This window comes from Marinobacter algicola DG893 (assembly GCF_000170835.1).
Classification (GTDB): domain Bacteria; phylum Pseudomonadota; class Gammaproteobacteria; order Pseudomonadales; family Oleiphilaceae; genus Marinobacter; species Marinobacter algicola.
Genome location: NZ_ABCP01000032.1, coordinates 1 through 21963 on the forward strand (window position 1 = coordinate 1; position 21963 = coordinate 21963).

21 protein-coding genes are annotated in these 21963 nt (G+C 57.9%); 10 read left to right on the forward strand and 11 right to left on the reverse strand.

Annotated features, from left to right (window positions below; all coding sequences use genetic code 11):
• Positions 1-73: 73 nt before the first annotated feature.
• The 4 genes from MDG893_RS15720 to lnt are packed head-to-tail and all read left to right on the forward strand — an operon-like array spanning position 74 to position 3915.
• The gene (locus MDG893_RS15720; RefSeq protein ID WP_007154798.1) at positions 74-1057 is read left to right on the forward strand and encodes a PhoH family protein; all 984 of its coding nucleotides are present in this window, start codon (positions 74-76) and stop codon (positions 1055-1057) included.
• Complete coding sequence (gene ybeY, locus MDG893_RS15725) at positions 1054-1527, forward strand: rRNA maturation RNase YbeY (RefSeq protein WP_007154799.1); 474 nt, start codon at positions 1054-1056, stop codon at positions 1525-1527. Before MDG893_RS15720 ends, ybeY begins: the two co-directional genes overlap by 4 nt.
• Entirely contained in the window at positions 1524-2375 is an 852-nt protein-coding gene (locus MDG893_RS15730) for an HlyC/CorC family transporter (protein ID WP_007154800.1), read from the forward strand. The genes ybeY and MDG893_RS15730 overlap by 4 nt, the downstream gene beginning before the upstream one ends.
• Positions 2365-3915, forward strand: a complete 1551-nt coding sequence (gene lnt / locus MDG893_RS15735) for an apolipoprotein N-acyltransferase (protein WP_007154801.1) — start codon at positions 2365-2367, stop codon at positions 3913-3915. Before MDG893_RS15730 ends, lnt begins: the two co-directional genes overlap by 11 nt.
• A 153-nt stretch (positions 3916-4068) precedes the next feature.
• Here the strand turns inward: lnt and MDG893_RS15740 are convergent, their stop codons facing one another.
• Complete coding sequence (locus MDG893_RS15740) at positions 4069-4617, reverse strand: zinc ribbon-containing protein (protein WP_007154802.1); 549 nt, start codon at positions 4615-4617, stop codon at positions 4069-4071.
• Between the two features lie 287 nt (positions 4618-4904).
• Between MDG893_RS15740 and leuS the strand changes: the two genes are divergently transcribed.
• The 5 genes from leuS (at position 4905) to MDG893_RS15765 (ending at position 10243) form a co-directional block, all read left to right on the forward strand.
• A complete protein-coding gene (gene leuS / locus MDG893_RS15745) occupies positions 4905-7490 on the forward strand; it encodes a leucine--tRNA ligase (protein WP_007154803.1) in 2586 nt (861 codons plus the stop codon).
• A complete protein-coding gene (locus MDG893_RS15750) occupies positions 7474-8064 on the forward strand; it encodes an LPS-assembly lipoprotein LptE (protein ID WP_007154804.1) in 591 nt (196 codons plus the stop codon). The genes leuS and MDG893_RS15750 overlap by 17 nt, the downstream gene beginning before the upstream one ends.
• The gene (holA, locus tag MDG893_RS15755; protein ID WP_007154805.1) at positions 8061-9068 is read left to right on the forward strand and encodes a DNA polymerase III subunit delta; all 1008 of its coding nucleotides are present in this window, start codon (positions 8061-8063) and stop codon (positions 9066-9068) included. The genes MDG893_RS15750 and holA overlap by 4 nt, the downstream gene beginning before the upstream one ends.
• A gap of 87 nt (positions 9069-9155) precedes the next feature.
• Entirely contained in the window at positions 9156-9419 is a 264-nt protein-coding gene (locus MDG893_RS15760) for a hypothetical protein (protein ID WP_007154806.1), read from the forward strand.
• Positions 9420-9607: 188 nt separating this feature from the next.
• Positions 9608-10243 carry an endonuclease gene (locus MDG893_RS15765; protein WP_007154807.1) on the forward strand — a complete coding sequence of 212 codons (636 nt, stop codon included), beginning with the start codon at positions 9608-9610 and terminating at the stop codon, positions 10241-10243.
• A gap of 67 nt (positions 10244-10310) precedes the next feature.
• Here the strand turns inward: MDG893_RS15765 and MDG893_RS15770 are convergent, their stop codons facing one another.
• The 9 genes from MDG893_RS15770 to bioB form a co-directional block, all read right to left on the reverse strand.
• On the reverse strand, positions 10311-12101 hold the full coding sequence (locus tag MDG893_RS15770) for an acyl-CoA dehydrogenase C-terminal domain-containing protein (protein ID WP_007154808.1): 1791 nt from the start codon (positions 12099-12101) through the stop codon (positions 10311-10313).
• Positions 12102-12316: 215 nt separating this feature from the next.
• Positions 12317-14116, reverse strand: coding sequence for an acyl-CoA dehydrogenase C-terminal domain-containing protein (locus MDG893_RS15775; RefSeq protein WP_007154809.1), 1800 nt, complete (start codon positions 14114-14116; stop codon positions 12317-12319).
• A 237-nt stretch (positions 14117-14353) separates the two neighbouring features.
• Positions 14354-15040, reverse strand: coding sequence for a putative metalloprotease CJM1_0395 family protein (locus tag MDG893_RS15780; protein WP_208855212.1), 687 nt, complete (start codon positions 15038-15040; stop codon positions 14354-14356).
• A 78-nt stretch (positions 15041-15118) separates the two neighbouring features.
• Positions 15119-15364 (reverse strand): hypothetical protein, encoded by a 246-nt coding sequence (locus MDG893_RS15785; protein WP_007154811.1) that lies wholly within the window; start codon positions 15362-15364, stop codon positions 15119-15121.
• A 51-nt stretch (positions 15365-15415) separates the two neighbouring features.
• Complete coding sequence (gene bioD, locus MDG893_RS15790; protein WP_007154812.1) at positions 15416-16108, reverse strand: dethiobiotin synthase; 693 nt, start codon at positions 16106-16108, stop codon at positions 15416-15418.
• A 19-nt stretch (positions 16109-16127) separates the two neighbouring features.
• Positions 16128-16952 carry a malonyl-ACP O-methyltransferase gene (locus MDG893_RS15795; protein ID WP_007154813.1) on the reverse strand — a complete coding sequence of 275 codons (825 nt, stop codon included), beginning with the start codon at positions 16950-16952 and terminating at the stop codon, positions 16128-16130.
• Positions 16940-17692, reverse strand: coding sequence for an alpha/beta fold hydrolase (locus tag MDG893_RS15800; protein WP_007154814.1), 753 nt, complete (start codon positions 17690-17692; stop codon positions 16940-16942). Before MDG893_RS15800 ends, MDG893_RS15795 begins: the two co-directional genes overlap by 13 nt.
• On the reverse strand, positions 17689-18867 hold the full coding sequence (gene bioF, locus MDG893_RS15805) for an 8-amino-7-oxononanoate synthase (protein WP_007154815.1): 1179 nt from the start codon (positions 18865-18867) through the stop codon (positions 17689-17691). The genes MDG893_RS15800 and bioF overlap by 4 nt, the downstream gene beginning before the upstream one ends.
• A gap of 28 nt (positions 18868-18895) precedes the next feature.
• Entirely contained in the window at positions 18896-20002 is a 1107-nt protein-coding gene (gene bioB / locus MDG893_RS15810; protein ID WP_050776515.1) for a biotin synthase BioB, read from the reverse strand.
• Positions 20003-20129: 127 nt separating this feature from the next.
• Here bioB and MDG893_RS15815 point away from each other — a divergent pair, with 127 nt between their 5' ends.
• Positions 20130-20831 (forward strand): ComF family protein, encoded by a 702-nt coding sequence (locus MDG893_RS15815; RefSeq protein ID WP_244264441.1) that lies wholly within the window; start codon positions 20130-20132, stop codon positions 20829-20831.
• 15 nt (positions 20832-20846) lie between these two features.
• Here MDG893_RS15815 and MDG893_RS15820 read toward each other — a convergent pair whose 3' ends face one another.
• Positions 20847-21962 carry an NAD(P)/FAD-dependent oxidoreductase gene (locus tag MDG893_RS15820; protein ID WP_007154818.1) on the reverse strand — a complete coding sequence of 372 codons (1116 nt, stop codon included), beginning with the start codon at positions 21960-21962 and terminating at the stop codon, positions 20847-20849.
• Position 21963: the final 1 nt, after the last annotated feature.

The window sequence follows — 21963 nt, forward strand, 5'->3', positions numbered from 1 at the left end:
GGCAAGCTTCCGATAGCACCAAACACAAAATGCCTACCCCCTAAACTAGGGGAGTCATCAAAACGGAGCACTTTTGAACGCCAACGATCACAGACAATTCGACCTGCACCCGGTAGACCAGCGCCGGCTAACCACCCTTTGCGGCCAGTTCGATGAGCACCTGAAGCACATTGAGCGGCGTATGAACGTCAAGATTGGCCGTCGTGGCCATCATTTCCGGGTGGAAGGTGAAACTGAACACGTGGCAGCCGCTACTGAAGTTGTCCGGCACCTGTATCGGGAAACCGAAGCCAACGATGATATCTCGCCGGACATGGTTCACCTGTTTATCCGCGAGACCGGATTCGAACGGCTGCCGGATGACGTGCCTTATAAGGGCGCCGTGACCGTTATCAAAACCCCGAAACTGCAGGCCAAGCCCCGAGGCGAGAACCAACAGAAATACGTACACAACATTCGTACCCACGATGTGAATTTCGGCATTGGTCCCGCCGGTACCGGCAAAACCTGGCTGGCAGTGGCCTGCGCGGTTGAGGCACTGAAAGACGAACAGGTAAAGCGCATCCTGCTGGTCCGGCCGGCCGTGGAAGCCGGCGAAAAGCTCGGCTTCCTGCCGGGTGATCTGGCCCAGAAGGTAGACCCTTACCTTCGCCCACTCTATGACGCCCTCTACGAAATGCTGGGCTTTGATCATGTGACACGGCTGATCGAAAAAAGCGTGATTGAGATCGCGCCACTCGCCTTCATGCGCGGCCGCACGCTCAACAATTCGTTTATCATCCTGGATGAGAGCCAGAACACCACCCGCGAACAGATGAAAATGTTCCTCACGCGGATCGGGTTTGGCTCCACCGCCGTGATCACCGGCGACACCACCCAGGTTGATCTCCCTCGCGGGCAGAATTCCGGCCTGATCCATGCGGCCGGAGTGCTAAGCAAGGTGTCCGGTATTGGCTTCACACGGTTCGAGGCCCGGGATGTGGTCCGCCACCCGTTGGTGCAGCGGATTGTCGAGGCATACGATTCCTTTGACGACGGGAGCGCCACAGGCCAGTGAGTGAACTGACAGTGGATTTGCAGCGGGCCGTCGAAGCGCCCGGAGTGCCAGAAGACGTCGAGTTCGAGCGCTGGGCACGGGCCGCGTGGTTGGGTGAGAATCCATCCGAGGTGACGATCCGCATCGTTGCCAGTGATGAGAGCGCCGACCTGAACAGCCAGTATCGCGGGAAATCAGGGCCAACCAATGTACTGTCCTTCCCATTTGAAGCGCCAGCCGGTATAACGGTTCCGTTGGCCGGTGATCTGATCATCTGTGCTCCGGTTGTTGAAAAAGAAGCAACCGAGCAACAAAAAACACTGAAGGAACACTGGGCCCATATGGTGGTGCACGGTATGCTGCACCTTCAGGGCTACGACCACATTGAAGACAATGATGCCGAGGTCATGGAAGCCCTCGAGATCCGGTTGCTTGGGCAACTCGGGTTCAGCAATCCTTACGAGACAGAGGAAACGGAAAAAGACTCATGAACGACGATCAGTCGAGTCGCAGTCAGGGCAGCAACAAGTCCTGGCTGGAGCGTATATCACAGGCCTTCTCCAGCGGGCCTGAGTCCGTCGAGGACGTGCTGGAAATCCTGCGGGACGCCGAGTCCCAGGAAATCATCGATACCGATGCCATGAGCATCATCGAAGGTGCCATGCAGGTGATCGACATGCGGGTGGATGAAATCATGATTCCCCGCTCCCAGATGGTCACCGTCAAGGCATCCCAGGACCCGAAAGAGTTCCTGGGGGAAATCATTTCATCCGCCCACAGCCGCTTCCCGGTCATTGGCGACAGCCAGGACGATGTGATTGGCGTGCTGCTCGCCAAGGATCTGCTCCCCCTGGCCCTGAACAACGACCTCAACTGGGCCCGCATCCGCGAGATTCTTCGCCCTCCCACGTTCGTACCGGAGAGCAAGCGCCTGAACCAGCTATTAAAAGAGTTCAAGGAAACCCGCAACCACATGGCCATTGTGGTGGATGAATACGGCGGTACTGCCGGCCTGATCACCATTGAGGATGTGCTGGAACAGATCGTGGGCGAAATCGAAGACGAACATGACTTCGACGAGGAGACCCACATCAAGGCCCGTGGCGATGGCACCTACGCCGTCAAGGCCGTAACGCCGGTGGACGACTTCAACGAATTCTTTGAAACCGAGCTTGACGAGGAAGAGTTCGACACCATCGGTGGCGTTGTGCTCAAGGAATTCGGCCATCTGCCCAGACGGGGCGAGTCGGTTGAGTTTGGCGGGTTGCAGTTTACTATTGCCAACGCCGATAACCGTGTCATCCGTCTGCTGCAGGTAACGCGTGGTGATGACCAGTAACACGACAGCCCAAACCTCCGTGCTGACATCCGCCCTTTCTGAACATGCCTGGCTGCGAGCGGCGACACTGCTTGTTGCCGGTGCATTGCAAACACTCACTTTTTCACCCTTTAACTGGTGGTGGCTGGGGCCGTTGTCAGTCGCGCTGATACTGTTTTGCTGCCTGCCGCTGGCACCGCAAAAGCTGTTTCGGGCGGGCTGGCTGGTCGGATTGGGGCTGTTCGGTACCGGCGCAAGCTGGGTCTACATCAGTATCAGTGAACACGGCAACACGTCTGTTCCGCTGGCTTTCGTCCTGACGGTTATTTTTGTGGCGGGGCTTGCCCTTTTCCATGGTCTGGCGTTCTGGGCCTGGGGCAAACTGGCCAAAGTCAGCACGGTCAGGCGGCTGCTTCTGTTTCCGGCCATCTGGATACTCGGTGACTGGGTCCGGAGCTGGTTACTCACGGGCTTTCCCTGGCTCTACCTGGGAACGGCTCACGTTGATGGCCCACTGGGTGGATTTGCCCCCCTTATTGGTGTTTACGGTGTTACCTTCTGGGTAACTGTCACCGGTGGTGCCGTCATTGCCTGCTGGTGGCTGGCGAGGACAACCCGCTATGCCAGCGCTGCCCTCGTCGCCGGTGTGGCGTTGCTACCTTGGGTCACCGGCCCGGCCGTCTCGCAAGCACAATGGACGGCCTTGGACTCGGAACCAACCACGTTTGTCGCGATGCAGGGCAACATCCCTCAGCAAATCAAATGGGACCCGGACTTTCTTCGGGACCAGATCGTGGCGTATCTGGAACTGACGGAAGACCACTGGGATACCGATCTGATTCTGTGGCCGGAAACCGCTATTCCAATTCCCCAGGACCAGGCTGGCAAGATTATCGACCATATCAATGCAGAGCTGGGAGAGAACAGCACACTGATTACCGGCATCCCCTGGTATGGCTTCAGTGATCGCATTGAAGACTTTACCTATCACAACAGCATCATGGCGATTGGTAATGGCGGCGGCATCTACCACAAGCAGAAGCTGGTGCCTTTCGGAGAATATGTGCCGCTGCAGCAGTGGCTTCGCGGCCTGATCGGTTTTTTCGACCTGCCCATGTCCAGCTTCAGCCGGGGGCCAGCCAATCAGTCGCCACTTGAGGCCAGTGGCACGAACATTATGCCGTTTATCTGCTACGAAGTGGCCTATCCGGATTTTGTCGCCACCAACGCCCGCAACAGTGACATACTGCTGACCATCAGTAACGATGGCTGGTTTGGCGATTCTATTGGTCCGCTGCAACACCTACAGATCGCCCGTATGCGAGCTCTGGAAACCGGTCGTTATATGCTGCGGGGCACCAACAATGGCGTAACCGCTATTATTGACGAGAAAGGCCAGATCACCGAAACCATCCCTCAGTTTGAACGCGCGGTGATGACTGGCGAGGTCTATGCGGCGGAGGGCAATACGCCCTACATGCAATCCGGGTCCTGGCCGGTGTTGACGCTGGCGGCGATTCTTATCGTGTTTGTTCGGGAGCGGGTGATTCCGCGGAACTGAGTAGCCTGCATTTTGGTGTCCGGCCACGGGGTGGGGGTACCTTTTCTTTGGAAAAAGAACTCGCTGCGCTCGGACACCTTTTTCTGGCAGAAAAAGTACCCCCACCCCATGGCCGTTCTGGCTCTGTGCTGGACTCCCCTAGTCTTCCTATCCCTATTCGGACTTCCGTGGCCAGCGGCTGGTGACGCGTTCGTAGTAGTGGGAGCCGCAGGCGTCACAGGGTTCCAGATGGCTGGTTGCAGTCAGGCAGCGCATGTGGCTGCAGTTGAGGCATTTGAACATGCCGGCGGTGGCCACTTCGCCGCTGATATACTGGCTGGGCTCATGGTTTTCCAGTTTCTGGTTCAGCTCGAGCGTATCCAGTCGGGTCTTGTCCGCCACCGAGAACAGCATATCCGCCAACTGGTGCTCCAGCAGGGAGATGTCCAGTTGCAACCATTCCTTCAGGCCTTCTCCGGTTTCTTCCACGAAATGCAGCAGGTGTTCAAGGTCACGCTGCAGGTACGCGCCAAGCAGGTCCGCTTCTTCGCGGGTCATCTCTGCCAGTTCATACTCGAATTCCACCGCCCGTTCGATTTCCTCTTTCAGGGTATCGCGGGTGGTATTCTCCATATCACTGAGCCGGGCCTGGACCCGCTCCAACATGCGGTCGTAGGCCTCGAGGGCCCTGCCTGAGAGATGATTGCGTTCTGGTTCGGTCATGACTGCTCCCTCATGGTGTACGGTCGGAGTGGCTATGGCTGATCAGGGCACGCTGTGAATACGTCCATGTACGCTTGACAAAAACATCCATGTTTTTTACGAGCCTACAGGGACGTATTCACGGCGTGCCCCAGTCAGCCGCACCTGCCCGCCTTCCCCCCAAGCATGGCACAGTATCGGCAAATTGGCAGACTACCTGTTAAGCCTTGTGTGCGTTAGAATGTCCGGCCGCTTCGCACATCTTTTTTGATACGGTCTGATAAAGGGTAACTTTGGTAATGGCAGGAATGGACCAGCAATACAATCCGCGCGATGTTGAACAACAAGCCCGTACCTATTGGGAAGAGAACAACACGTTCACGGTGAAGGAAGAACCGGGCAAACCCAAATACTACTGCCTGTCCATGTTCCCCTACCCCAGCGGCAAACTGCACATGGGGCACGTGCGCAACTACACCATCGGCGACGTCATTTCCCGCTACCAGCGTATGCAGGGCAAGAACGTCATGCAGCCCATGGGCTGGGATGCGTTCGGCCTGCCCGCTGAAAACGCCGCCATCGCCAACAAGACTGCGCCCGCAAAGTGGACCCACGCCAATATTGCCTACATGAAAAACCAGCTCAAGCAATTGGGCTTCGGTTACGACTGGAACCGCGAGCTGGCCACCTGTAAACCGGACTACTATCGCTGGGAGCAATGGTTCTTCGCCCGCCTTTACGAAAAAGGCCTGGTGTACAAGAAGATGTCCACCGTCAACTGGGACCCCATTGACCAGACGGTGCTGGCCAATGAACAGGTGGTTGATGGCCGTGGCTGGCGCTCCGGCGCGTTGGTCGAACAGAAAAAGATTCCCCAATGGTTTATCCGCATTACCGACTATGCCGAAGAATTGCTGAATGACCTGGACGAGTTGGAAGACTGGCCCGAACAGGTCAAGACCATGCAGCGGAACTGGATTGGCAAATCGGTGGGCACCGAGCTGACCTTTCCCCTCAAAGGCCGCGAGGACGCACTGGACGTCTACACCACCCGCCCGGACACACTCATGGGCGTGACATACATGGCCGTGGCCGCCGAACACCCCATTGCCAAGGCCGCTTCCGAGCGCTATCGCGAAGTTGCTGAATTTGTCGAGCAGTGCCGCAACAGCAAGGTTGCCGAAGCCGACATGGCAACCATGGAAAAGAAAGGCATCGATACCGGTTACAAGGCCATTCATCCACTGACGCAGGAAGAAATTCCTGTTTACGTCGCCAACTTCGTGCTGATGGAGTATGGCACCGGCGCACTTATGGCCGTGCCCGGCCATGACGATCGTGACCACGAGTTCGCGCTCAAGTATCGCCTGCCTATCAAACAGGTTATCGCTGCCACGGACAGCCGCGAAATCGACGTTCAGGAGCGCGCCTTCACCGAAAAAGGCGTTCTGGTATCCTCTGGAAAATACAACGGCATGACCAGCGAAGAAGCCTTCGATGCCATCGCCAACTACCTGGAAGAGAACGGCATCGGCAAGCGCACGGTCAATTACCGCCTGCGTGACTGGGGCGTGTCACGCCAGCGCTATTGGGGCGCACCGATTCCGATGATGACACTGGAAGACGGCACGGAACGTCCGGTGCCAGACGATCAGTTGCCGATCACACTGCCCGAAGACGTGGAGATGGACGGCGTTCAGTCACCCATCAAGGCTGACCCGGAGTGGGCCAAAACCAGTTACGAAGGCCAGCCTGCAACACTGGAAACGGACACCTTCGACACCTTTATGGAGTCGTCCTGGTACTACGCCCGCTTCTGCAGCCCCAACTACGACAAGGGCATGCTGGACCCGGCTGCCGCCAACTACTGGCTGCCGGTGGATCAATATATCGGCGGCATCGAGCACGCCATTCTGCACCTGCTTTATGCGCGCTTCTTCCATAAACTGCTGCGGGATGTGGGGCTGGTCAACAGTTCCGAACCCTTCAACCGCCTGCTGTGTCAGGGCATGGTGCTCGCGGAAACCTACTACCGCGAGGACGACAACGGCGGCAAGATCTGGATCTCGCCGGCAGATGTGGTCACCGAGAAGGACGATAAGGGCCAGGTAACTCGTGCCGTTCATAAAGACGACGGCAAGCCGGTTGTTGCCGGTGGCGTGACCAAAATGTCCAAGTCCAAGAACAACGGGATTGATCCCCAGGCCATTATCGATGAACACGGCGCCGATACCGTGCGCCTGTTCATGATGTTTGCGGCGCCTCCTGAGCAATCCCTGGAATGGTCCGACAGCGGTGTTGAGGGTGCCCATCGTTTCCTCAAACGCCTGTGGCGCATGGTCAGCGAACACACTGAAAGCGGAACGGTTCCTGCTCTGGATACCACCGACCTCGGTGAAGGCCAGCGCAACCTTCGTCGCAAGACCCATGAAACCATTGCCAAGGTGAGCGATGACGTCAGCAGACGGTTGACGTTCAACACCTCCATCGCGGCGGTAATGGAACTGCTCAACGATGTCAGCAAACTGACAGACGATGAGCCCCAGAGCCTGGCGGTTCGCCAGGAAGCACTGGATACCGCGGTACTTGTCCTGTCTCCCATCGTCCCCCACATCTGTCATCAGTTGTGGCACGCACTGGGGCACGAAGAGCCTGTGGTAGACGCGTCCTGGCCCGAGGCAGACAAGGACGCCATGGTCCGCAGCGAGATTCAGGTTGTTCTGCAGGTAAACGGCAAGGTCAGGGCAAAGGCCGACGTTCCAGCAAACATCGAAAAGAGTGCACTGGAAGCCCTGGCCCTCGAGAACGAGAACGTTGTTCGTTTCACCGAGGGCAAGACAGTAAGAAAGGTCATCGTTGTGCCCGGTAAACTGGTGAATGTGGTGGCAAACTGATATGAACCTCCTGGCGAGCCTCCCCAAGGTACTTCCGGCTGGCCTCGCCCTGTCACTTCTGGTGTCAGGATGCGGGTTTCAGCTACGGGGCGCCCCGCCGGTATCATCCGCATTGCAGCCGCTGGCTGTTGATTGCTCCGGCGATGTGCCAGAACAACTGTGTGGCTCGGTGAAGGAACAGCTGTCTCTGGGCAACATCGACCTTCAGCCCTCCGAAAAAGCCGATTATGTGCTCAACATCAGCAATTTCCGCCGGGAACGTCGTGCCAGCGCCATCACCGTGCGCGCCGCGGCTGCCGAGTATACGTTGCGGCAAACGGTCGATATTGAGGTTTTGACCTCCGACAAGGTTCCTCTGATTGCCCCAACCGACTTGAATAGCAGCGAAACCTATCGCTACGACGAATCCAATGTATTGGCCAAGCAACGGGAAGAGGAAGCCCTCCAGGAGCAACTCTATGACCGACTGGCCCAGCAAATTATCTTTCGCCTGGCGCCCCTTGACCGGGATCGCATAGACCGGCTGAAACAGGAAGCGGAACAGACCCGCGATCAAGACAGCGGCCAACCATGAAGACCCAGGCCCACCAGCTACCCCAGCTTCTTCAGAAAGGCCTGTCACCTGTCTACCTGGTGTCAGGCGATGAGCCCCTGCTGGTTCAGGAATGCTGCGACCAGATCCGGAAGATTGCGCGAGAAGCGGGTTATCAGGACCGGGTAACCTTCCACGCCGACCAGCAGCTGGACTGGAACCGCGTGGGCGAAGAGTTTGGTGCGCTGTCGCTGTTTGCCGAGAAGCGCCGTATCGAAATACACCTGCCTACCGGCAAACTGGGTGATGGCCGCGCCGTTCTCGAAAGCGTGCTGCAGAACCCTCCCGACGATATTGTGTTGCTACTGATCAGTGCACGGCTGGACGCCGCCGAAACCCGCCGGAAGTGGTACAAGGAATTGCAGGACAAAGGCGTACACGTACCGGTATGGCCCATTGATACTGATAAATTCCCGGGTTGGCTGCAGCAGCGGGCTCGCAATCACGGCCTCAGCCTTACCCGCGGCGCACTGGACATCCTGGCGGAACGCCTCGAGGGTAACCTCCTGGCGGCAAGCCAGGAACTGGATCGCCTGGCGTTGTTGGGCACCGGTGCCACCATCGATGAAGACACCGTCGAACAGGCTGTCCAGGACAGCTCCCGCTTCAATGGTTTTGAGCTGGTGACGGAACTCCTCGCCGGCCGGGCGGCCCACGCTCGCAAAATCGTTGGAGTACTGCAGCAGGAAGGCGAGAACCCGCTGGGATTGCTAGCGGTACTCACACGGGACCTGAACCTCACCATGGAACTGAATATCGCTGCTGCCAAACGGGAAAATACCGCTGGCTTCCTCAAAAAGCGCGGCGTGTTCCAGCCCCAGCGCGCAAGGGCCGTTGAACAGGCAGCAAGACGCCTGAACCGCCACCAGCTCAATACCGCACTGGAATTATGCAGCACCACTGACAGGGCCGCCAAAGGCTTTGATACGCTCTCCCCCTGGCATTATCTGCATGACCTGATCACCTTGCTCGCAAGGCCCGCCTGACGTAGAGAAATGGCCGTCATCCAGCTTGACAGCTTTCAATATTCGGTAGCATCGTATAGTTGTTAACGGCTAAAGGAGGTGCATGATATGAGCTTCCAGGACGAACTGAAAAAACTGTCCGAAAAGATTAAACAGTACCGTGACGAAGCGCGGGTTCAGATGCATCTGGCCCATGAAGACGTGAAAGACGAGTGGGACGATCTGGAGAAGGACTGGGAACGGTTTCGCAGCAAACTCGACCACATCCTTCACGATGCTGAAGATGCATCAAAAGAGGCTCGCCAGACCGCTCATAAGCTGGGAGAAGATTTGAGAACGGGTTATCAGAATCTACGTAACCGAAAGAAGTGAAGTGTTAACCAGTTAACATAATGCCACAAATAGCCACACAGAGGCTCTCTCCCGGCAGAGCCTCTGTGTCATACTTCTCAATTATAAATGAATAAACCGTCATTTTTCTGACCGGCCGAATCTGTCCACTTCCCATCCTGGCCCGATCAGCAAAGGCGCTATCACGCGCTGAGAGGTATAAATGGCTCATGAAAACTAAAAACGTTGTTTTGGTCGCATTGGCGGCCTTGCTTGTCCCGTCTCTCGTTATCAGCCAGAACACCCGCTTCAGTGATCCGGACACCGTTGTGAACAATGAGTTCTGGGGCAACCTGTATGCCCAGGGCGGCACTTCCTTCTTCTGCGGCACACCCTTCGAGCGCAAAGGCTTTGTCCTTACGGAAGGCTATGTATACCCTCTGGCGGAAGTTCGCAACGCGCTTGGGTGCGGAACCAGCAGCCAATGCGACGATGATGACAGGTACCGGCAGATCGCATCAGATCTTCATAACATGGTTCCCGTGCGCAGTCGCATTGAAATGTCCCGGAGAAACGCGATTTACGAAGAGTTGGGCGACACAAGCAGCCCGGACGAGTGCGGAATTCGCGAGAGCGCGCAGTTTTTCGAGCCCCCGCAAAGGGTAAAAGGCGATATCGCCCGCACGGTGGCCTATATGGTGGACACCTACGACCTGCCCTGGGCAGGTGCTTCCCGGGTGTTCAAGAGCTGGAACCAGATTGACCCACCGGATGACCGGGAGCTTGTCCGCCATCGCCAGGTGGCCGACATCCAGGGTAACGAAAATCCTTTTGTTCTTGATCCAGGCCGGATAGAAAATCTGTAAGCGAGTACATAGCGCAGCATAAAAAAGGCAGGCCCGCGGGCCTGCCTTTTTGCTGACTGCCGACGGTTCAGAACTCCTCAGCCGTCAGCGCCATCATCGAGTCGCTACCGCTGCGAATGCCTTCCGCCAGTGCGACGGTTTTCGGCAGCAATCGATCGAAGTAGAAGCGTGCGCTCTTCACCTTGCCAGTGTAGAAGCCGGAGGTGTCGCTATCAGCCTTCGGTGCCGCCACTTTAACCATCTTGGCCCACATATAGCCGAGGGCCGTCAAGCCAAACAGGTCGAGGTAGTCCACGGAAGCCGCGCCAACAGCATCCGGATTGTCACCAGCTTGCTTGATCACATGCTCGGTCACATCCGACAGGCGCTCAAATGCTGCCGCCAATGGTTCCAGGTAGGGGCGCAAGTTCTCGTCGCTGCTGTTTTCCTCGATGAAGGTAGCCACGTCCTCGGCAAATAGCTCATAAAGCTTGCCTTGGCTGCCAACCACTTTCCGGCCCATCAGGTCCAGCGCCTGGATACCGTTCGTGCCTTCGTAGATCTGGGTTATGCGACAGTCGCGAACCAGTTGTTCCTGGCCCCATTCCCGGATAAAACCGTGGCCACCGAAAACCTGCTGCCCCATGATGCAGGCATCCAGACCGCGATCAGTCAGGAAAGCCTTCGCCACCGGTGTCAGCAGCGCCACCATACCTTCGGCATGCTTGCGGCGCTCGTCATCGTCGGAATATTTGGCGATATCGAGCCACTGAGCGACGTAAGTGGAGAAAGCACGCCCTCCTTCCACATAACCTTTCATGGTCAGCAGCATGCGGCGCACATCAGGGTGGACCAGAATCGGGTCAGCAGCTTTCTCCGGCTGCTGGGCACCCGTGGGCGCTCGGCTCTGGATGCGCTCAAGGGCGTATTCACGAGCGCTCTGCAGTGAGGCTTCAGCAGCGCCAATGCCCTGAATGCCGACGCCCAGGCGCTCATAGTTCATCATTGTGAACATGGCCGCCAGCCCCTTATTCTCTTCGCCAACCAGCCAGCCCTTGGCGCCGTCGAAGTTCATTACGCAAGTAGCGGACCCCTTGATGCCCATCTTCTTCTCGAGGGAACCACAGCTCAGGCTGTTGCGCTCGCCAAGGGAACCGTCTTCGTTTACGTCAAACTTGGGCACCAAAAACAGGGAAATCCCCTTGGGCCCCTTGGGAGCATCCGGCAGCTTCGCCAGCACCAGGTGGATGATGTTCTCCGCCATGTCGTGCTCGCCCCAGGTAATGAAAATCTTGGTGCCCGTTACACTGAAGGAGCCATCGCCATTCGGTTCGGCCTTGGTGCGGATAATCCCCAGATCCGTGCCTGCATGAGGTTCTGTCAGGTCCATCGCGCCTGACCAGGTACCCGCGTACATATTGGGCAGGTATTTTTCCTTGAGCTCCTGACTGCCATGGGCGTCCAGGGCCAGGCAGGCGCCCGCTGTCAGCATCGGGGCGAGGCCAAAAGCCATGTTGGCAGCCTGCATCATTTCCTCAAACTGGGCCACCAGAGTTTTTGGCATGCCCATACCACCAAACTCCGGATTGCCGCCCAGGCCGTTCCAGCCACCCTCAACGATGGTCTGATAGGCCTCGCGAAACCCCTCGGGTGTGGACACCTCACCATCATTCCACTTGCAACCTTGCTCATCACCCTCGCGGTTCAGAGGAGCCAGCACACCACTGGTAATCTTACCGGCCTCTTCCAGAATGGCGTCGGCAGTGTCCGGGTCAACGTTCTCTGCCACTTTGGGCAGAGACGCCCAAAGAGCCGGCGCATCAAATACTTCATTCAGGACAAAGCGCATGTCACGTAAAGGTGCCTGATAATCAGCCATCTCAAAACTCTCCACAATTCAGTCAGTCTGCGAAATGAACAACGTTGGACCTTCGGTCCTGATCACTTCCTCGGCTATGTGTCCGCACAGGTTATTTTTTATGGTGGCCTATTCTACCCTATCAGCGCCCCCAACTCATGGAGCACCGGCGGCCCTGTCATCAAAAAAGCCCGCCTCCTGGGAGAGCGGGCTTTTTGAGTTTCCTGAAACCCGCCTTAGAGGGCGAAGGCTTCTTCCGGCATGTCCATCAGGCTGTCCGAGCCCGCCAGCATGCTTTCCGCATGCCCCCTGGCCCGCGGCAACATGCGCTTGAAGTAGAAGCGCGCTGTCTGGACCTTGGCGTTATAGAACATTTCCTCAGAGGTGCCTTCCACCATTTTGTCCAGCGCCACCTTGGCCATACGGGCCCAAAGATACGCGAAAACAGCGTAACCGGAGTACATCAGGTAGTCCACGGAGGCCGCGCCAACTTCTTCGCGGTTCTTCATGGCGGACATGCCGACCTTGGTGGTCAGTTCGCCCCACTCCTTGTTCATGGCGGCCAACGGCTCAACGAATTCTTTCAACTGCTCGTTGTCGGCGTTTTCCTTACAGAACACGTGAACCTGCTTGGTGAAGCCTTTCAGGGACTCACCTTGGGTCATCAGTACTTTACGACCCAGAAGATCCAGCGCCTGAATACCGGTGGTGCCTTCGTAGATCATGCCGATACGGGCATCACGCACGTTCTGCTCCATACCCCACTCGGAGATAAACCCGTGGCCACCGAAGACCTGCATACCCAGGTTGGCCGCTTCGTAACCGATTTCGGTCAGGAACGCCTTGGCGATCGGGGTGAGGAAACCCAGGGCCTCATCGGCCGCTTTACGATCTTCCTCAGTCTTACCGCTGTGAACGATATCAGCCTGCTGCGCAGTCAGGTAAATCAGAGCACGGGCGCCTTCTGCAACCGCTTTCTGGCTCAGCAGCATGCGACGGACATCCGGGTGAACGATGATCGGGTCAGCGATACCTTCGGGGTTCTTCGGCCCGCTCAGCGAACGCATGGCCAGACGGTCTTTGGCGTAGGCCAGAGAGCCCTGGAAGCCCAGCTCCGCAGCACCCAGACCCTGGATGGCCGTACCGATACGTGCCGTGTTCATGAAGGTGAACATGCAGTTCAGCCCCCGGTTCTCAGGCCCGATCAGCCAGCCTTTGGCGCCGTCGAAATTCATCACGCAAGTGGCGTTGCCGTGAATACCCATCTTATGTTCGATGGAGCCACAGGAAACGGCATTGCGCTCACCGGAAGAGCCGTCGTCATTAGGCAATTGCTTGGGCACGATAAACAGTGAAATGCCCTTGGTACCTTCGGGAGCGCCTGGCAGCCTGGCCAGCACGATGTGCACGATGTTTTCGGCCATGTCATGCTCACCGGCGGAAATGAAGATCTTGGTACCGGTGATGCTGTAGGTGCCGTCTGCGTTTGGCTCGGCCTTTGAACGCAGCGTGCCCAGGTCGGAACCACAGTGAGGCTCGGTCAGGCACATGGTGCCGGTCCACTCACCGCTGATCAGCTTGGTGAGGTAAGTTTGCTTCTGCTCTTCGGTGCCGTGGGCTTCAATGGTGTTGGTCGCACCATGACTCAGGCCGGGATACATGCCCCAGGACCAGTTGGCGGTACCGACCATCTCGCTCATCACCAGGCCAAGGGAGTGCGGCAGGCCCTGGCCGCCATAATTGGGATCAGCCGTCATGGACGGCCAGCCGCCTTCCACGTACTGCTGATAGGCCTCTTTGAAGCCGGTTGGCGTTTTCACGCCATCTTCGCTCCAGGTACAGCCTTCTTTATCGCCCACCTGGTTCAGTGGAGACAGAACCTGCTCACAGAACTTGGCACCTTCCCCGATGATGGCATCGACCATATCCGGAGTTGCATCTTCGGCGCCTTCCAGATTGGCGTAGTGCTGCTCGCTGTCCAGCAGCTCGTTCATTACGAATTTAATGTCACGCAGGGGCGCTTTGTAGTCAGGCATGGAATCCACCTCAGGTTTTCGGTCTCAGCTGCGACACGGTCACAGCACTCAGCCTCGGGATTTACTCATACGCTCAGCAAGGGATGCTGAACGCCAATAAAACACTTGTTTGAAACATACGTTTAGAGGCACAGAATTGTCAATAGGCGCAATCAAAATTTGTGTTGTGTTTTGTCGCGAATGTTTACCGATGATTTCGGCAAACGGGGAGGATTGAGAACAAAAAGCAGCTTGTTTTCAGGCGGTTGCCCGGAAGGAGACAGAGGGGTTGGCGCTTACATCGTTGCTCCCGACGCCGGAGATGACCTGATAGGCATTCGTTGCTTGCCGCGACTGGTTTGCACTGGTTTCGTCACCCGCCTCATCCTCGGACACTCCAGATTGCCCGGGCTCGTCAGTGCGACCCAATTCTGAGGAGAGCTCAGCTTGTGCTTGCAACATCAATTGCATGGCCTCTGCCGCCACCGCGCGGTCCTGCGAGGAAGGCTCTGCTGGTGCCAACGCAGCAGCCCTGACCACACGCATCTTATCGATTGTCGCCTGGGGATCTCCCCGCACGGGCGAGGTGCTGATCGAGACCTCGCCACCGACAGCGTACTGAGCACCGTCGGGGCCTCGCTCATAGACATAGGAAATGGAACCGGCGTATTGGCCACCAACCGCTTGGTGGGCCGCCTCGTGGGCGCGAACCTCACGATCCCTGGCTTTCAGTTCCGTAAGTTGTTTCAGCTCCGCCTCATCCAGTCCCTGAACCTTCTCAACACTGGAACCTTCCGGGCGGGTAGGATCCTCCGCAGCATTGCCGTCGGCAACACGGTCGGTTCCAGAGGTTTCAGGAGAAGTTCGAGATGAAGGAGGTACGTCCGAAGACGGCTGGAGGGCGGCACCCGCGCCACCGGAAGGCGAGGGAAAGACAGAAGTCATTGACGGAAGGGAGCCCGAAATCATCATGTCAGCAGACAAGTTGTCACATCATGAGGGCCTGGATCGCCCTGAGAGGGTTCAGGCCGTAATATCCAGAAGCGTTCCCAGGGTTTCGTCGGCGGTTTTCACTACCTGGGCCGAGGCTTCAACGCTGCGCTCATAGAGTTTTAGATCAATGATTGGTTCCACGAGGCCACCGACACCTTCTGCCGTGCCCTGGGGGCCATCAACACCACCGCGGGCAATCCTGCGGGCGGCATTTTCCATGCCTTGCATGCCGTCCTGGATACCCTGAATACCAATGCCTAATGTATTGCTGATCATAACCGCGCAGCCCAATGACCATATATTGACACCAGTAAGCCATAAACTTGGTCAATTTTCAAACAAAATGGAAAGATCCAATGCTTTAGCCAGCTCCCGCGGATTGGCACGCTCCTGCCATGGCAACACGCCCAGGCATGGTGCGGGCAGGTTCTGAATCAGATAATCAAGGGTTTCCTGCTCACAGGTCATGGCCGTTGGGTCCGGCCGGTTGGCCACCCAACCTGCTATAGACAGGCCATCACGGCGGATAGCTTCAGCGGTTAACAATGCATGGTTGATACAGCCCAGCTTCAGGGGTACCACCATAATGACAGGCATGCCCAGAGCGACGGGCATGGCGGCGTAGGTTTCACGGTCATTGAGCGGCACCCGCCAGCCGCCTGCGCCCTCCACCAACAGCAAATCCGCGGGACGCATCTGCAGCCCGCGGCAGAATCCAACCAAACGTTCCGCCGTGAGGTGCCGCCCCGCCTGGGCAGCTGCCACATGGGGCGCGATGGCGGGCAGCAAGGCTACCGGGTTCACCTGATCGTAAGGCAACGGTTCCGACATCGATTCCATCAGTATCAACGCATCTTCATTGCGCAGACCTTCCGGTGTGTCGTCGCAACCAGACGCCACCGGTTTCATCGCAAGCGTTTTCTTCCCCAGGGTTGCGGCCGCCTCAAGAATCGCAGCAGACACCAGTGTTTTTCCCACGCCTGTGTCGGTCCCCGTCACAAAGTAACTCTTTCTGGCCATAGATCAATGAATCCCCATGTCAGTCCGGCAGACGGCAACCCAGCCATGCCGATGTGTAAGATGCCTGTATTCGGCCTTCCCCGTCTCGAGGGTAATAACGGCACATGGCCCGCAAACGGCCAGGCGCAGTTGCGCTTTGACGCCGCGATACGCCTTTGTACCCGGCGCCGATAGCCTTGAGCTCCGCCAGCAGGGCCAGCGGTGAGGGATAATCCAGTGAAATCGTCTCGATCGTCAGTTGCGGGGCCGGGAGCGTTTCGAGTGCCAGTTCCCGAAAACGCGCTTCCGGTTCAAAACGATTCACGTGCTGATGCCCAGGGTCTGCCCTGTACCAGGCTTCCCGAAGTTCGTCGAGGGTACCCTCCAGCAATGTCGATACCAGTAGCCGACCGCCTGGGCGTAGAACCCGACGGCATTCGGCAAGCACACCGGCCGGGTCACGGCACCACTGAATCATCAAATTGCTGAAGACCACGTCCACACTGTTATCCGGCAACGGCAACGCCTCGGCATCAGCCTCGATCCACCGAATGCCGGTCGGGTTAACCGATCGGGCGTAACGAAGCATGCCTGCAGCAATATCAACGCCTGTCACCTGGCTCCCAGGAATCGACGCCAACTGCCCCGTAAACCACCCGGTGCCGCTACCCAGATCGAGTATCTGGAGTCCATCCGCGCACGGGGCCTGATGAAGCCCTTCTTTCAACTGGTCCAGCAGGACTTGACCCATATAGCGCTGCAGCCGGGCAGCGGGATTGTAGGTGTGGGAAGCTGAGCCGAAATCGCGAGCAATCGTGGATTTCGGAGGCACCCAGTCGTGGGCACTGGTTGTTACAGGGTCCATTGAACCTCCTTGCCGAAAACAAACCGAAGGATTTCGTCTTGGCAACGCGAAAGCGACTGCCCCCGAGGCCAATGCGTCATACCGGGGACCGTAACGACCTTGGCGACTTGAGACGGATCAAACGTGTGCTCCCAGCACTGAACGACCACATCCTCGCTCGCCTGGAGATGAAGTGTCGGCACAGCTAGAGCACTCCACAGAGACCGCTGATCTTCGCTACCCAACCATTCCAGCCCCCGAGCCAGGTTCAAGTCGCTGACTGAAGGCCCTCTTGCGAGCCACGGGCGCAATTCCTGCCGGGCTTGTGAGCCATCGGGGCAGCCGTGAATCAAAAGTTGCTGAAAGCGCCGCCAGGCAAGACCGGCGTTTTGAGACACCTGTCCCCGGAATGCTTCAAAGCTATCCACTGCCATTCCGGCAGGCCACTGCGGCCCGGCTACAAAGCGGGGGAACCCGGCCAAAGTGATTGCCTTGCTGACCTGAGCAAAACTGCGCGAGGCAGCCGCCATAACCACCTGTGCCCCCTGGGACCAACCCGCCCAAACTGACGGGCACGGATAACGCTCCAGCAGATAATCCGCCACCTCAGTGACCGAATCGCATCGGGACATCAGGGCATCGTTCAGTGATATGAGATGAATCTCCCCTGGCCAGCGATCAAACAACGGGAGCAGCATGGCGGCATCGACACCCCAACCACCCACAACCACCAGCGGGATTCGTGATTCCACAGCGTTCATACCACCTCTGCAGAGGGCTTGCTCAGCAGTGAACGGCAGTCCGCCAACGCGGACAGCAACGTTGCCAGGTCTTGCGACGAATGCGCGGCGCTGAAGGTGACCCGCAAACGAGCCTGGCCTTCCGGCACAGTCGGTGGCCTGATCGCGGTAACCATCAGCCCTCTCTCTTCCAGGGCCCGACTCAATGCGAGGGCCGCCCAGTTGTCGCCCACCATGATTGGCTGTATTGGTGTGCGCGATGGCATCAACTCATAGCCCAATGCCGACGCTTCCTGACGGAACTCTGAAACCAGCATCTGCAGGTGACTGCGACGGCTGTCTTCCCGTTCGATCAGGTCAAGGCTGGCACAGGTGGCCAGTGCAATGGCCGGAGGCATGGCGGTGGTGTAGATGTAGGTGCGGGCTTTCTGTACCAGGTAATCCATCAACAGCTGCGGGCCGGCCACAAAAGCGCCACTGGTGCCCACCGCCTTGCCCAGGGTGCCGATCAGTATGGGCACGTCCTCTTCAGACAGCCCCAACTCCATAAGACTGCCACGCCCCTGAGGCCCCAATACGCCCAGCCCATGGGCGTCATCCACCACCAAAAGGGCATCGTGCGCCCGACACAATGCCGCCAACTTCCTCAATGGCGCGATATCCCCGTCCATGCTGAATACGCCGTCTGTCACCACTAACTTGTGGCCATCGGTAGCGGCAAGCATGTCGGCCAGGGCATTCATATCACTATGGCGATAACGACGCAGCCTGGCGCGGCTGAGGATACAGCCATCGACGATGGAGGCATGGTTCAGGCGATCCGAGAAGATGGTATCGCCGCGACCCGCCAGCGCCGAGATCACGCCCATATTGGCCATATAGCCGGTTGAGAAGAACAGTGCCGAACTGCGTCGGGTAAAATCCGCTAGCCGCAGTTCCAGTTGGTGATGGGCATCGTGGTGACCACAAATCAGGTGTGAAGCGGCGCCGCCAAAACCGGTGCTAGGCATGGCGTCGGTGGCGGCCCGAATGATCTCGGGGTGATTTGCCAGCCCCAGGTAATCGTTGCTGCAGAACGACAACAGCGGCACGCCATCGGAAACCAATGCGGGCTGTTGGGGACCGCTGATCTGGCGGCGGGTGCGGTAAAGCCCCGCCTGTTTTCGCTCTTCCAGCTCTGCCGCGAAGTCACGCATGGTCAGTTCTCACAGGCACATTGCCTGCCTAGGCAGACTCACGGGTGGCATCGTAGAACATGTGACGGGTCTGTTCGTATTCGACCGCCTCAACGATGGCCTCTTCCGCTTCCTGTTCGGTGCAGGACTGCTCGCGCTCCTCAGGCCGAATGCCCAGACGCTTGAACAGTTCGCGGTCCGCATCCGCCTCGGGGTTGGCGGTCGTCAGCAGCTTTTCGCCATAGAAAATCGAGTTCGCACCAGCGAGGAAGCACAGGGACTGCATCTGCTCATTCATATTTTCGCGGCCCGCAGACAGTCTCACGTGCGAGGCCGGCATCATGATTCGAGCAACAGCGATGGTGCGGATAAAGTCAAACGGGTCCAGATCTTCCACATCTTCCATCGGCGTTCCTGCCACCTTCACCAGCATGTTCACCGGAACACTCTCGGGGTGGTGGGGCAGATTCGACAACTGAACCAGTAAGCCCACACGATCATCAGGATCTTCGCCCATGCCTACGATGCCGCCGCAACATACTTTCATGCCGGCGTTACGGACATTCTCCAGAGTGTCCAGCCGATCCTGATAGGTGCGAGTGGTAATGATGTGGCTATAGTACTTCTCGGACGTGTCCAGATTGTGGTTGTAGTAATCCAGCCCGGCTTCAGCCAGTTCGTCCGCCTGCTCCTGCTCCAGCATGCCGAGGGTCATACAGGTTTCCAGGCCCAGGGATTTCACCTGGCGCACCATATCCACCACATATTCCATATTTTTCTTAGACGGGCTACGCCATGCCGCTCCCATACAGAAACGGGATGCGCCCTTTGCCTTGGCGGCTTTAGCCTCTGCAACCACCTTCTCAATTTCCAGCAGCTTTTCCTTTTCCAGGCCGGTATTGTAATGACCGCTCTGGGGACAGTATTTGCAGTCCTCCGGGCAGGCACCGGTCTTGATGGACAGTAGCGTGCTGATCTGCACTTCATTGGGATCGAAATGCTCACGATGGACGCTCTGGGCCCGGAACAGCAGGTCGTTGAATGGCAGTTCGAACAACGCACGGGCTTCCTGCATGGTCCAATCGTGGCGCGGTGAACTAGAAGGCGTGGCAGAAGGCGCTATAGAGGGTGCATCAGCGTGTGCGGTGGCAGTCATGACTCAGTCCTGTTAACTTTAGCGGGATTCTGGTTTACGGATTGAACAGATGATAAAGGGACTGAGATCGCTGTCAACCTTGATAACACCAAAGGTTAACAGCACGAAAAGGATTTCGCGCTCTCAAATGAACACCAAAGGCCTATTTCCGCTACACGGTGGGCAATGCGTGGCCTGCCTCGAACCCCATGCCCATTTCGGACTTTGTACTCCCTGCCGGCAAGACTTGCCCGCCAACCACTCGCACTGCCGTTGCTGCGCGCTGCCTATCGCCTACGCTGGCGATGAGCTCATCTGCGGTCAATGCCTGAATGACCCACCGCCCTTCAGCCGTATCGTCGCCCCCTGGCGTTATCGCTTTCCGGTTGATGGCATGATCCAGCGCTACAAATACAACGGCCAGCGCGCTTATGCCCGGCCCCTGATCCATGATTTGAGCGCCCACCTGGTATTGATGCTGGAAAACTATCCAGAACGCACGCCGGACCTGCTTCTGGCCAGCCCGATGCACCCGGCCCGTCGACGGGAACGAGGATTCAATCAAGCAGCGGATATTGCAGAGCACATCAGCCGTCAATCGGGCATTCCCTGGAGCGCCGACCTTGTCGTCAGGAACCGGCGCACCCGACCGCAAAGGGGGCTGAACCGCGAAGAGCGCCTGGCCAACCTGCGGGGGATCTATCAGGTTACTCGTTCACCACCGGCCAGTATTGCCATCGTTGACGATGTGATCACCACCGGAGCGACTGCACGCAGCTTGACTGAAGCGCTGCTTGAGGCCGGCGCCAGGGAGGTTCAGATCTGGGCACTGGCAAGAACCCCTGGATAACGGCACACAAACGCTTCAATCAGCGAGTTGCTCTGCCACTTCATCCGCGATGGCCAAAGCAGCCGTTAATCCCGGTGACTCAATGCCAAACAGGTGCACCAGCCCGGGAACACCGTGCCGACATTCTCCAGCGATACGGAAATCCGAAAACCCACCATCCGGGCCAAGAAGTTTGGGGCGAATGCCGGCATAGGCGGGCTTCAGGCGGGACTCATCCAACGCTGGCCACCACCGGCGAATACTATTGGCGAACGACTTTGCCCGACCGGGGTCAACCGAGAAGTCCTCCCGCTCTATCCATTCGACATCCGGACCGAATCGCGCCTGGCCGGCTAGATCGAGCGTCAGGTGAACACCAAGGCCACCCGATTCAGGAATCGGATACACCAACGATTTGAAAGGGTGGTGGCCGGAATAGCTGAAATAGACACCACGGGCCAGCCACTGACGGGGCACAATATCCGCGGGTACACCCTCCCAGCTCGTCGCCAGTGGCACGGCGCCCAGCCCGGCTGCATTCACCACCCGCTGCGCCCTGAGCTCACAGGGCGCCTGCCCTCCAATCCACAACCGATGTTCTCCGTGGCCGGTTACCGCAAGCTCCACCGGCGCCTGGCATACCAACTGACCGCCATGGCCCTCAAAATCTCCCAGCAACGACAGCATCACCCCATGACTGTCTACAATGCCCGTTTCCGGTGAGTACAACGCCTCCTGGGCAGTAACGTCCGGCAAAGACACCTGCAAGGCCCTGCGGGTTACCCTCTGGAGCGGAACACCGTTGCGAAGGGCCTGGCTGGCGATGGTATCTAGCCGCTCCACCTGGGACACCCCGTTGGCAACGATCCACTTACCAGATCGACGGTGGTTAATACCACGCGTCTGACAATACTCATACAACATCCGACGACCACGAACACACAGCCGGGCCTTGAGGGAGTCCTCGGGATAGTAGATGCCAGCATGGATAACCTCACTATTGCGGGACGACACCCCTTCGCCAAAGTGAGCACCGGATTCCAACACCAGCACCTCCCTGCCCTGCATGGCCAGCGCTCTGGCCACTGCGAGGCCGACAATGCCGGCGCCGATCACCACGGTATCTGCCTGAAATATGTCTCGCCCTGTCATA